The organism is Streptomyces sp. NTH33 (assembly GCF_003236365.1).
GTDB lineage: Bacteria > Actinomycetota > Actinomycetes > Streptomycetales > Streptomycetaceae > Streptomyces.
Map to the genome: position 1 here is coordinate 1 of NZ_POTZ01000248.1, position 10,745 is coordinate 10,745.

The following is a 10,745-nucleotide window of genomic DNA, read 5'->3' on the forward strand; positions in this document are numbered from 1 at the left end:
ACGGTGACCCGGCGGGCCGATCGGCAGGGGGGTGGGGCGCCCTGCCGATCGGCCCGCCGGGTCACCGTCGCGTGCGGTGTGCGCAGCGCGGGCCGTCAGCCGGCCGCCTTGGCGACGATGCGCTCCATCTCCTCTCGGCCGAAGGCCCGCAGGGTCGTGGAGCGGACGTTGCCCACCCCACCGACCTGCAGGATCGCCGCGGTGGCGGTTTCGTCGTCGGGCGCCTCGACGACGGCCACGAGGTCGTACGGACCGACGGTCCAGTAGATGTTCAGGAGCTTCGCCCCGATCTTCTGTGCCGCCGCACCGAAGGTCTCGGCGCGCTGCGCGGTGTCCTTGTAGTTGCGGACCCCTTGATCGGTCCAGTTCAGCAAAGCGATGTACGTCGGCATGTTCTTCCGCCCTCACGAGGAAACGTGTCGCTAGGCCCATCCTGGACATGCGCACGGAAACCCGCACGAGATGCGCGCCCGAACGAGCCATGCGAGCGACCACACCGGATCCCGGCATGTGCCACTTCGACGCGAGTCCCGAAGATCACGGCCCCGGCGTCATGCGCGGGGCTCCACGCCGAGGTCGGCGAGCAGGCAGCGGACGCGGTCCTCGATCTCGTCACGGATGGGGCGTACGTCGTCGACGCCCTGCCCGGCGGGATCGTCCAGTGTCCAGTCCAGGTACGTCCTGCCGGGGAAGACGGGGCACGTGTCGCCGCACCCCATGGTGATCACGACGTCGGACGCCCGGACGGCATCGGCGGTCAGGATCTTCGGGGTCTCGGCGGAGATGTCGATGCCGACCTCGCGCATCGCCCGCACGACCGACGGGTTGACGGTGTCGGCGGGAGCCGAGCCGGCGGAACGGACCTCGACGAAGTCGCCGGCGAGGTGGGCGAGGAACGCCGCCGCCATCTGGGAGCGGCCGGCGTTGTGGACGCAGACGAAGAGGACGGAGGGCCGGTCGGTGGCGGGAGTGCTCACGGTGGTGTCTTCCTGGGCGGCGGGTCAGGGCAGGGTGGTGGATCAGGGCAGGGCGGTGGCGACGGCTTCGGGCTCGCCTTGGACGACTGCCGCATCGGCCCGCGCGGGTGCCGGGCGCCCGAAGACCGCGACCGTGAGCGCCAGTCCCAGTACGGCACCGGACACCTGTGCCGCGAGGAACGGGGCGACCGAGCCGGGCGCGATGCCGGCGAACGTGTCCGTGAACGCCCTGCCGATCGTCACCGCCGGGTTCGCGAACGAGGTCGAGGACGTGAACCAGTACGCCGCCCCGATGTACGACGCCACCGCGACCGGAGCGATGGGGGCACGGCCTGCTCGGGACAGACCGAGGATCAGGAACACCAGACCGGCGGTGGCCACGACCTCGCCCAGCAACAGGTGGCCGGCCGAACGGTCGTGCGTCGACCACCGCACCAGCGGTTCGCCGAACATGGCGTCGGCCAGGACCGCGCCCGCTGCCGCTCCCGCGATCTGGGCGGGGACGTACGCGGCCACGTCGCGTGCGGTGAGCCCGTCGTCGGCACGGCGGCCGGTGAACCAGGCAGCGAGCGTGACGACCGGGTTGAAGTGGGCACCGGAGACAGGCCCGAGCAGCGCGATGAGCACACCCAGGCCGAAGACAGTGGCCAGTGAGTTGGCGAGCAGGTGCACGCCGGCGTCCCGCGACAGTCCGGTGGCCTGGATGCCCGAGCCGACCACCACCGCGACCAGCGCCGCCGAGCCGACGGCCTCGGCCAGGGCACGCCGCCCCAGGGAGGCGCTCACGCGTGCGTCTCCGCGGCCGTCGGTGTCCTCAGGAACACGGCGAGACGGTCGAGAGCCCCGGGAAGCACCCGGTAGTACACCCACGTGCCACGACGCTCGCAGTCGATGAGACCGGCCTGGCGCAGGAGCTTGAGGTGGTGGGAGATCGTCGGCTGGGACAGGTCGAAGGCCGGCGTCATCTCGCACACGCAGACCTCGCCGCCCTCCCGCGAGGCGATCATCGACAGCAGCCGCAGGCGGACCGGGTCGCCCAGAGCCTTGAAGACTCTTGCCAGCTCCGTGGCGCGTTCGCCGTCCAGTGGCGCGGCGGCCAGGCCCGGGCAGCAAGCAGCGCCCTGGCCGATCACCTCAAGCTCTTGTTTCGACATGCCCCTATGTTGACGTTTTTCAAATCAGGGCGCAAGGTTGCATCAACGAACGCCAATACAAGCCGTTCCGGGGCTTTGCCATGCCCCCTCACCCGGGAGTGCAGTCATGAACGACGAGTCCACCGACCTGCGCGAAACCGTCCGGCAGCGGTACGCCGCCGCGGCCGTGAAGGTCACCGAGGGCGGCACCGCCTGTTGCGGACCGCAGCCCGTGGAGGTCGACGAGAACTTCGGCTCCGCCCTCTACGCCACCGACGAGCGCGACACCCTGCCCGCCGAGGCCGTCGCCGCCTCTCTCGGCTGCGGCAACCCGACCACCGTGGCGGAACTCCGGGAGGGCGAACGCGTTCTCGACCTCGGCTCCGGCGGCGGCATCGACGTCCTGCTCTCCGCCCGCCGTGTCGGACCGACGGGGAAGGCGTACGGGCTGGACATGACCGAGGAGATGCTCGCCCTGGCCCTGTCCAACGCGCAGAGGGCGGGCGCGGCGAACGTGGAGTTCCTCAAGGGCACCATCGAGGCCATCCCGCTGCCCGCGAACACCATCGACGTCGTGATCTCCAACTGCGTGATCAACCTGTCCGTCGACAAGCCGGCCGTCTTCGCCGAGACCTTCCGCGTGCTGAGGCCGGGCGGGCGGATCGGCGTGTCGGACGTCGTCGCCGACGACGCGCTCGCACCCGAGCAGCGCGCCGAACGCGGCGACTACGTCGGCTGCATCGCCGGCGCCCTGTCCTTCACCGAGTACCGCACCGGTCTGGAGGCCGCCGGCTTCACGGACGTCGAGATCACCCCGACCCACCAGGTCGCCGACGGGATGCACTCCGCCCTCGTGCGCGCGGTCAAGCCCTCCGGCACCGACGGGACGAGTGGCGCGACCGCGGCGGCATGCGGCTGCCGGAGCTGACCGGCCTCCGTCCTGCGGTGACCCGGCGGACGACGGACGGCCGCGGCCGGTCCCCCTCGCCGCTGCGCAGGGGTTCGTTCCGCCAGGAGTTCCCCGTGTCCCTATCGGTGCTCGGGGTTCTCGTAGTCGCGGCGGCAGCCGGCGTCCCAGGCGGTGCGCTGGTTGCCGTAGGCGGGGATGCCACCGAGGTCCTTCAGCATCCGGGCCAAGTGCAGCAGGTTCCAGGTCATGAAGGTGGTGTTGCGGTTGGTGAAGTCGTTCTCCGGGCCGCCCGATCCGGGGTCGAGGTACGAGGGGCCGGGACCCGCCTCGCCGATCCAGCCGGCGTCCGCCTGGGGAGGAATGGTGTAGCCCAGGTGCTGCAGGCTGTAGAGGACATTCATGGCGCAGTGCTTGACGCCGTCCTCGTTGCCGGTGATCAGGCAGCCGCCGACACGGCCGTAATAGGCGTACTGGCCCGCCTCGTTGAGCAGACCGGAGCAGGCGTAGAGGCGTTCGACGACCTGCTTCGTCACGGAGCTGTTGTCGCCCAGCCAGATAGGACCCGCCAGCACGAGAACGTCGGCCGCCAGGACCTGCTGGTACAGGTCCGGCCAGGCGTCCGTCTCCCAGCCGTGCTCCGTCATGTCGGGCCACACACCGGTGGCGATGTCGTGGTCCACCGCCCGTACGACGTCGACGTGCACTCCCTGCGCGTCCATGATGGCGGTGCTGCGGTCGATCAGCCCCTGCGTGTTGCTCGTCTCCGGTGATCGTTTGAGGGTGCAGTTGATCACCATGGCCCGCAGGTCGTCGTACCGGGCCGGCGGTGCGTCGGCGGCGGGCGGTGAAGCGGTCACACGGTCCTCCCGGAGCCCTGCCCCCGCACGGTGCGCGGCGGCGCGTCCGCATCGGATCCAGCGTGCGGACCGACCGCGGCGGGCGCCACCGCAACGCCTCCGAACGGATCCGGCGGCGCCCGCGGTGCGAGAGCTCCGGCCCGGGCCGGCGCCCGCCCGGTGCGAGGAGGCCGTTCCCACCGGACGCGGCGTGTGCGGAACGCGGAACTCGTCCGGTGGGAACGGTGGTTCAGCGGAAGTTCACGTCGCTGCACAGGAAGTACGTCTGGTCCATGTGCGACGCCTGCCAGATCGTGTAGACGACGTGCCGGCCGCTCCGGCCCGACGTACTCACGTTGATCGAGTAGTTCTGGCTGGGCCCGTACTTTCCGGTGCGGGCGACCAGTTGCAGATCGCTCCACCGCAGTGGCTGGGTCGCGGGGTTGAAGCCCTGGCGGGTGACGTACACCAGGAAGTAGTCCGCGCCGTGGCTGGCCTGGTCGTACAGCTGCACGGTGAAGTTGGCCGAGACGTCCGTGGTCTTCCAGGCGCCCACGGCGTCCATGGACCTGTAGCGGCCGCTCTCGGTCCGTCCCCCGCTGCACAGCTGGCCGTCGGGGACGACCGCCTGGAAGTTGCCCGCGGAGCCGTCGCGGTACAGGCCGTTCCAGTTCCACATGGCGTTGGGGTTGTCCTGCCACGCCTGCCAGCACATGGGGTCCTGCTGTGCCATGGCCGGGTTCTGGAAGTCGCTGCCCCAGCGCAGCCAGCAGCCGTAGTTGCGGGACGCCGGGTTGACGACCGAACCGTGGGCCACGGCGGTGCCGCTCCCGGGGATCAGGCTGATCAGCAGTGCGGCGAGCACGCTCAGCAGGAGGGCCGGGCGGAATCCGGCTCTACGAATGGTCTGACCATGACAAGTCGTACGGCGCAACACAGTCTCCCTCTTTCCGTCGTGGGGGATGTGGATGTGGGACTGCGAGGTGGGGGCGCGGGTGCGGGTGCGGGCACATTGGGAGCGCTCCCACAGTGACAGGTTGCGCATGCTGAGCACATGGTCGCAACACCGGATCACGCCACTTTCTCCCCCACTGACGCATTCGGGCGGGGACGGTCATGCCCCGGGGCGCAGGGGCTTTCGCAGGCCCAGTTCGCGGAGGATGCGGGTCGGATCGTCCTTGTTACCGGGCCGCGTGCCGGCCCCGGCCCGGGATCTCGGCTCGCCGGGACATCGCGAGAACGAGTCCGGCCAGGGCCGACCACAGGACGATCACCCCGACAGGACCGGTCCACATGCCGACCAGTCCGGCCGGAAGAGCGCAGGCCGCGGCAGTGACCGCGAATCTCCCTCGCAGCACGAGGCGTGCGGGCACCCCCGTCGCGGCGTAGCCGGGAGCGTGTGCGACCGCTTGTCCTCCGGCGTAGGCGGCGAAGAAGCCGAGGGCGGCCAGGGCCAGGGCGAACGCCGCGGCGATCGCGGCCTGTCCTTCGGGGGTGTCGTCGGAGTCCTGCGTCACGCCGTCCTTGCCGACGGCGGTCGCGTAGTCCCGCCACACGGTGACGGTGACCACGTCGCCGGCGCGCAGGTGCCTGAGCAGCGGATCGGCTCCTGCCATGGACAGGTTGCGGGGCACGGGGCTCGGTCCGTCGAGCCGGAGCTCGTACCGCTCGTTCTTGGGCCGTTCCTCGATCTCCGTGCCCCGCACGGTGGCCTGGACGGAGCGCAGGCAGTCCTCGGTGACCGCCGCCCCACAGGGGCGGGCCGCCCGGTAGGCGTGTTCCTCGGCCAGCTCACTGGGCACCATGACCAGGGCGAAGCCGGCGACGAGGAGCAGAGTGACGCCGAGCAGGACGGCGCCGGCTCCCCAGCAGCGGTGCCAGAGGGTACGCAGCCGCAGAGCACGCCGGCCACCGCGTCGGGCCCCGTGTCCGTACGGCATGTCAGGCCCTCCGCCGCACACGGGAGCCGAGCGTGAACACGGCCAGCGCGACGGCCAGCCCGACCGCGGTCGCCACGGTGTCGGCGAGCAGTCGGTCCGGACGAGGTCGCAGGCGGTCGGCCAGGACGAACAGGACGGCCGAGCCGGTGACCGCGGCTGCCAGACCGGCGCCCCAGTGACGGCGCCCGGTGAAGAACCACCGGGCCAGAACGAACACCAAGGGGGCGGCGACCGGCAACTGCCGCTCGCCGAGTTGGTCCAGGGCGGCCCACGTGACGGCGAGCACCACCGCGCACTGCACCGACACCTTGGCCGCCTCCGCCCACGTCACGGGCCGCCTCTCGCTCACCACGTCGTCCTCCCCCTCCCCGCGGTCCCCGTCCGCGTCGTCGTGCCGACGGCGTCGTGCCAACGGCATTGAGCCACACCTGTTCCTCCGCCCGCCATGCCGGTCCCCGGCACGATCGGGCAGCGTGCTCATGCCTGACAGCGGCAAGGAAAGGAAACCAGGTGCGCGAGCGTCGTCCCGTGGTCCTCCACGAGGTCGGCGTGCTCTTCGCGTGCCCGCGGTGCGCGCGCAGCGGATGCGAGCCGAGTCGGCGGCGGAGTTCCACGATGGTGTCGGCGAGGTCGGGGAGCCGGCGGCAGGAGCCGGTCCTGGCGACAGGACGTCTGCCCGGGCGGAACGATCGAACGGTGGGACGCACTTGTGAGGTGGCGGAACGGAGCGTGGCGGATCGGGGGACCAGCCGGGGAGCGGGCGCTGACCGTCTCGGTCACCGGCATGGCCGCACTGGCCCTGGCCGGCCTGCTGGTGGCCCGGCGGATTCCCGCCCCCGCCGGGGCCCCGCCGGCTGCCGGCTCGGGACGCGAACCGCCGCCGGAACGCTCCTAGGGCCTCGCGTCCCGGGCGCCGCGTCGCGCGGCGCGTCACCGTGTGACGTCCAGTTCGCTGTACATGCCGGAGGTGTAGTGGCCCGGGAAGTTGCACAGCAGCTCGTAGCGGCCGGGCCGCAGCGTCAGCGTGGTCCAGCCGGCCGCACCGGGAGTGATGCCGTGCCCGGCACCGGCGCCGCAGCTGCGCGAGGCCTCGCCGAGGCTGCCCGCCTCGGAGACCCGGCCGCCGGCGTCGAGGGCGCGTTCTCCTGCCGCCTGCCCGGCCGGCAGCGGCAACACCACCACCTCGTGGGGAAGGGTTCCCGCGTTGACCACCCGCAGGGTGACCTTCCCGGCCGGCACCGTCGCCGGGTGGGACACCAGGCGCATCATGCCCATGCCGTGCCAACCCGGACGGCCGCCCCTCATGTGTCCCATGTCGTCGACGGTCACGTCCACCACGTGGCCCGCCGGCGCGGGAGCGCCGCATCGCGCGCCCTGTGCCCTCCACTACGCGGGGGCGGGTGCCGTGCCGCGCAGGGCGCCGGTGGCGGCGAGGATCGCCGTCGTGGCGAGGCCCAGCACCAGGGCGGCCACTGCCACGGCGACGGCCGGCCACGGCGACGGCCGTCGGTTCGCGGTCACCGGTGGTGCTCCCGCAGCAGCGTCAGACGGCGTGTGTACTCGTCGCCGTCGATCTCCCCGCGGGCGAACCGCTCGGCGAGCAGGTCCTCGGCTCGCCGGCTCTCCCGTCCGGGCTCGCCGGTGGCGGGAGGCGGACCGGAGCGCTGGTGGCGCGAGGTGCCGGTGAGGTGACGCACGAGCGCGATGATCCCGGCGATCACCAGGGCCCAGAACACCACCATGAACACCGTCATGAAGAACCAGCCGCCCCAGCCCCATCCGCCGTCGTACCACATCATGCCGCTCACTTCCCTCGGCCGGGGCTGTCCGGGTTCCAGGATGGACCGGCGGGGGCTTCGAAGGCTTGGGCCGTCGTTCCCCTCCTGGGTGGCCGAACGGCCCCGTGCGGCGGTTCGCGGCTTCCGGGCAACGGCGAGCCCCCGACCGTTTCCTCCGGTCGGGGGCTCGCCGAGGCTCCGGGTTACTTGAGGTAGACGAGGCCGTCGGTGGTGACCGTGGGGCGGCCGCTGGTGCCGACCACGACGATCTTGACGGTGTGCTTGGCGCTGCTGGACCAGGTCTTGGTCCAGATGGCCTGCCGGTACAGGGTGGTGGCGGACTTCAGGTCGACCGTGGCGGCCTTGGTGCCGTCGACGTAGACGTACGCCTGGCCGGAGCCGGAGGCGCGGGAGACCACCCAGGCGGCGGAGCGGCCGGTGAAGGTCCAGGTCAGGCTGGCGCCCTTGGAGCCGCTGGAGTAGGACTTGCCGCCGAGGTAGCTGGTGGAGGAGCGGGTGGTCCAGCTGCCGGACTTGGTGGTGGAGCCCTCCTGCAGGATCACGGGGGTGTACGAGGGCGAGGACGTGCGGTAGTTGCCCGCGTAGTCGTAGGCACGCATCGACCAGGTGGTGGTGGTACCGGACTTGGCGGTACGGCTGGAGCTGGTGGTGGTCGGGCCGAAGGTGGCCGTGGCCGGGGCCAGCAGCTTCACCTGGCGCAGGGCCTTGTCGTCGGTGGCCTTCCAGCCGAGCGTGACGGGGACGGCGGCGGTGTTGACCGTGCCGGTGCGCAGGGAGAGCTTCGGGGCGGTGGTGAAGGCCGGGGCGGTCGTCTCCGCCACGACGTTCAGCGCGGCGCTGGTCGCCGTCCTGCCGGACTGGTGCACGGCGCGCACGGCGACGGTGTGGCTGCCCAGCGGCAGGGTGGCGCCGACGGAGGTGGCGGTGCCCGCAGCGGTGGCGACGGCCTTGCCGTCGACCAGCAGCTGGACCTTGGAGATCAGCGAGGCCGGCGTGGTGGCGCTCCACTTCACGGTGACGGCGCCCTTGGTGTAGTAGGTCGAGCCGGACGCGGTCGCGCCGCCGACCGAGGTGACCTTCAGGCCCTGCGCCGGGCCGGCCGCCCAGGCGCGGAGGGTCGGCAGCCGGCCGTACAGGGAGCCGCCGGGGCACTCGGTGTTGAAGCCGTCGCGGTGGCCGGAGATCCGGTTGAAGGTGTACTTGGTGCCCGCGGTGTAGGCGGTGCGGGAGTAGTTGCTCTGGGTCGCGCCGGCGGTGAGCTGGACCGTCCCGGCGGGGTCGGCGCCGTACTGGCCGAGCTTCCAGGCCGCGACGCGGGCGATCGAGGCGAGCGCGGCGTTGGAGGCGGTGGTGGAGGTGTGGTCGCCGAGCACCGCGATGCCCGTGGACTCCCGGTTCCAGCCGTAGGTGTGGGCGCCGAGCACCGGCAGGCCGACCCCGCCCTTGCGGCCCTCGAAGAGGGTGCCGCACTTGTCGACGAGGAAGTTGTACCCGATGTCCTTCCAGCCGCTGACCTGCACGTGGTAGGCGTAGATGCCCCGCACGATCGCGGGCGAGTCGGTGCAGGAGTAGTCGTTGGCCCCGTCGGTGTGGTGGACGAAGACCGCCTTGACGTCGGCGTTGTACTCCGGCGCCTCCGGGCTGATCGACTCGTCCGCGCCCCAGCCCGCGCGCGCGACGACCGGCGGCTCGGGCACGGTGGACGACGGGGCGGTCGGGACGGTCGGGGCCGGAGGCGTGCTGTCGGTCGGGGCCGGGGACGTGGCGCTGTCGGCCGGCTCCGGGGACGTGGCGGCGTCGGTCGGCTCCGGGGACGCGCTGCTCGTGGCGTCGGGGGTGCCCTCGGCGACGAACCCGGCCGGCTCATGGCCGTCACCGCCCTGCCTCGTCTCGGCATCGGTCACCACGCCCGGGTCGACCAGGTTGACCTGCAACCCCTTGGGCAGGGCGGCAGTGGTGCCGTTCTTGCGGACGACCTGCACCTGAACGCCGTCGGAGGGCCCGACCCACAGCGGCTCGGACGCGCCGCGCACGCCCCGGCCGGGCTTCTCCAGCGGGTCGACGTCCAGTCCGAGGTCCTGCCAGGCGCTCCACTCGCCGGTCGCCAGGCTCCGGGTGCGCACCTGCGCCGTGCCGTGGAGCCGCTGGGCGGCGCCCGGCCAGGAGACACCGAGCAGCGAGAACTGCCCGGTGTCCGTGCGCGGCAGCTCACGCCGGCCGGTCGTGTCGCCCTTCAGCGCGAGGGCGGAGACCTTCGGCGGCCGCTTGGCCCGGCCCTGTGCGCCGTGGTCGGCGGAAGGGGTGGCGACGGCGTACGACACGATGCCCCCACCCCCCAGGACGACGGCACCGAGCGTCAGCCACGCTCGTCTCCTCAGGCTCAGCGGCCTGTACGCATGCGACGTACGACGACTCATGGTGTACCCACCCCCACAGGGTCCGGGACGGCCCGGAGAAGAAAGTTCAGGAGGCACATCCGTCACAGGGATGGCTGATTTTCCCAGCGGTCCGGGACCGGCGAACGTCACGGGCAGACGGGTCACAGTGACGCGGATCACCACGGCTGCCGCGCATGGGCGCCACCCCTGCCGACGGTCCCGCACCGCGGGCCTCCACCGCGTCGCGCAGGTCCGCCGGCGTCCCGCACATGCCAGGTGTGACGGAGGAGCGGCTTCGTACGCTGAGGCAGTCGAAGTGAGTGGTGACGGCGTCGGATCCGTTGAATCAGTGAGAAACCAGCGCACCGGGATGGACACGGATATGGGCGACCGACACAGCAACGGCGGCAGCCGCGTGCCTGCCCCCGGCGGCAGCGCGCCGAGGGCCGAGGGACTGCAGTCCGCGCTGGGTCGCGCGCTGCGCGCCGAAGACCTCGACACTTCCGCCGAACGGCAGGCCCTGGCCGCGTTCCGTGCCGCGCGGGACAGCGGGGTCCACCGGCAGGCGGGCACCGGGAAGAGGACGAGGAAGCGGGACGACTGGCGGCCGCGGCGCCGCCCGGGTCGCCGCTCGGTGAGGGCGGCCGTCGCCGTGTTCGTCTCCGGCCTGACGCTGAGCGGCGTGGCGGTGGCGGCGATCGGTACGCCGGGGAAGGGCGGCCACCGGCAGGACGACGACAGCCGCGCACCACACCGGCCCTCCGCCTCGGCC

14 protein-coding genes and 1 pseudogene are annotated in these 10,745 nt (G+C 72.2%); 3 read left to right on the forward strand and 12 right to left on the reverse strand.

The window, feature by feature from the left end:
• Nucleotides 1–95 precede the first annotated feature (95 nt).
• The 4 genes from C1I97_RS22370 to C1I97_RS22390 all read right to left on the reverse strand — a co-directional run bounded on the left by C1I97_RS22370 (nt 96) and on the right by C1I97_RS22390 (nt 2,131).
• Nucleotides 96–392 (reverse strand): GYD domain-containing protein, encoded by a 297-nt coding sequence (locus C1I97_RS22370; protein WP_111004989.1) that lies wholly within the window; start codon nt 390–392, stop codon nt 96–98.
• Nucleotides 393–551: 159 nt separating this feature from the next.
• Entirely contained in the window at nt 552–977 is a 426-nt protein-coding gene (locus C1I97_RS22375) for an arsenate reductase ArsC (protein WP_111004990.1), read from the reverse strand.
• 42 nt (nt 978–1,019) lie between these two features.
• Entirely contained in the window at nt 1,020–1,763 is a 744-nt protein-coding gene (locus tag C1I97_RS22385) for an aquaporin (protein ID WP_111004991.1), read from the reverse strand.
• On the reverse strand, nt 1,760–2,131 hold the full coding sequence (locus C1I97_RS22390; protein ID WP_111004992.1) for an ArsR/SmtB family transcription factor: 372 nt from the start codon (nt 2,129–2,131) through the stop codon (nt 1,760–1,762). Before C1I97_RS22390 ends, C1I97_RS22385 begins: the two co-directional genes overlap by 4 nt.
• A 106-nt stretch (nt 2,132–2,237) precedes the next feature.
• On the opposite strand from C1I97_RS22390, the gene arsM reads away from it, so the two are divergent.
• Entirely contained in the window at nt 2,238–3,038 is an 801-nt protein-coding gene (gene arsM / locus C1I97_RS22395) for an arsenite methyltransferase (RefSeq protein ID WP_111004993.1), read from the forward strand.
• Between the two features lie 101 nt (nt 3,039–3,139).
• Here the strand turns inward: arsM and C1I97_RS22400 are convergent, their stop codons facing one another.
• From C1I97_RS22400 to C1I97_RS22415, 4 genes are all read right to left on the reverse strand, one after another.
• A complete protein-coding gene (locus tag C1I97_RS22400) occupies nt 3,140–3,877 on the reverse strand; it encodes a flavodoxin family protein (protein ID WP_220040846.1) in 738 nt (245 codons plus the stop codon).
• A gap of 229 nt (nt 3,878–4,106) precedes the next feature.
• Nucleotides 4,107–4,901, reverse strand: a complete 795-nt coding sequence (locus tag C1I97_RS22405) for a lytic polysaccharide monooxygenase auxiliary activity family 9 protein (protein ID WP_258382686.1) — start codon at nt 4,899–4,901, stop codon at nt 4,107–4,109.
• A gap of 136 nt (nt 4,902–5,037) precedes the next feature.
• A complete protein-coding gene (locus C1I97_RS22410) occupies nt 5,038–5,796 on the reverse strand; it encodes a hypothetical protein (RefSeq protein WP_111004994.1) in 759 nt (252 codons plus the stop codon).
• A gap of 1 nt (nt 5,797) precedes the next feature.
• Nucleotides 5,798–6,214, reverse strand: coding sequence for a hypothetical protein (locus C1I97_RS22415; protein ID WP_111004995.1), 417 nt, complete (start codon nt 6,212–6,214; stop codon nt 5,798–5,800).
• A 291-nt stretch (nt 6,215–6,505) separates the two neighbouring features.
• Between C1I97_RS22415 and C1I97_RS22420 the strand changes: the two genes are divergently transcribed.
• Nucleotides 6,506–6,691, forward strand: coding sequence for a hypothetical protein (locus tag C1I97_RS22420; RefSeq protein WP_111004996.1), 186 nt, complete (start codon nt 6,506–6,508; stop codon nt 6,689–6,691).
• A gap of 35 nt (nt 6,692–6,726) precedes the next feature.
• On the opposite strand, the gene C1I97_RS40705 is transcribed toward C1I97_RS22420, so the two are convergent.
• The 4 genes from C1I97_RS40705 to C1I97_RS22435 all read right to left on the reverse strand — a co-directional run bounded on the left by C1I97_RS40705 (nt 6,727) and on the right by C1I97_RS22435 (nt 9,973).
• The gene (locus C1I97_RS40705) at nt 6,727–7,110 is read right to left on the reverse strand and encodes a sulfocyanin-like copper-binding protein (protein WP_220040847.1); all 384 of its coding nucleotides are present in this window, start codon (nt 7,108–7,110) and stop codon (nt 6,727–6,729) included.
• Nucleotides 7,111–7,182: 72 nt separating this feature from the next.
• Entirely contained in the window at nt 7,183–7,317 is a 135-nt protein-coding gene (locus C1I97_RS41650) for a hypothetical protein (RefSeq protein ID WP_258382687.1), read from the reverse strand.
• On the reverse strand, nt 7,314–7,595 hold the full coding sequence (locus tag C1I97_RS22430) for an SHOCT domain-containing protein (protein WP_111004997.1): 282 nt from the start codon (nt 7,593–7,595) through the stop codon (nt 7,314–7,316). The genes C1I97_RS41650 and C1I97_RS22430 overlap by 4 nt, the downstream gene beginning before the upstream one ends.
• Before the next feature lie 182 nt (nt 7,596–7,777).
• Complete coding sequence (locus C1I97_RS22435) at nt 7,778–9,973, reverse strand: peptidoglycan recognition protein family protein (RefSeq protein WP_181446858.1); 2,196 nt, start codon at nt 9,971–9,973, stop codon at nt 7,778–7,780.
• 382 nt (nt 9,974–10,355) lie between these two features.
• On the opposite strand from C1I97_RS22435, the pseudogene C1I97_RS40070 reads away from it, so the two are divergent.
• Nucleotides 10,356–10,745: pseudogene (locus tag C1I97_RS40070) on the forward strand (hypothetical protein); the annotation flags it as partial.

What these genes read in the sequence shown, in the direction of transcription:
- C1I97_RS22370 (WP_111004989.1), bottom strand. Translation starts at nt 392, where the DNA reads ATGCCGACGTACATCGCTTTGCTGAACTGGACCGATCAAGGGGTCCGC.
- C1I97_RS22390 (WP_111004992.1), bottom strand. Translation starts at nt 2,131, where the DNA reads ATGTCGAAACAAGAGCTTGAGGTGATCGGCCAGGGCGCTGCTTGCTGC.
- arsM (WP_111004993.1), top strand. Translation starts at nt 2,238, where the DNA reads ATGAACGACGAGTCCACCGACCTGCGCGAAACCGTCCGGCAGCGGTAC.
- C1I97_RS22405 (WP_258382686.1), bottom strand. Translation starts at nt 4,901, where the DNA reads ATGCGCAACCTGTCACTGTGGGAGCGCTCCCAATGTGCCCGCACCCGC.
- C1I97_RS22410 (WP_111004994.1), bottom strand. Translation starts at nt 5,796, where the DNA reads ATGCCGTACGGACACGGGGCCCGACGCGGTGGCCGGCGTGCTCTGCGG.
- C1I97_RS22415 (WP_111004995.1), bottom strand. Translation starts at nt 6,214, where the DNA reads ATGCCGTTGGCACGACGCCGTCGGCACGACGACGCGGACGGGGACCGC.
- C1I97_RS40705 (WP_220040847.1), bottom strand. Translation starts at nt 7,110, where the DNA reads ATGGGACACATGAGGGGCGGCCGTCCGGGTTGGCACGGCATGGGCATG.
- C1I97_RS22430 (WP_111004997.1), bottom strand. Translation starts at nt 7,595, where the DNA reads ATGATGTGGTACGACGGCGGATGGGGCTGGGGCGGCTGGTTCTTCATG.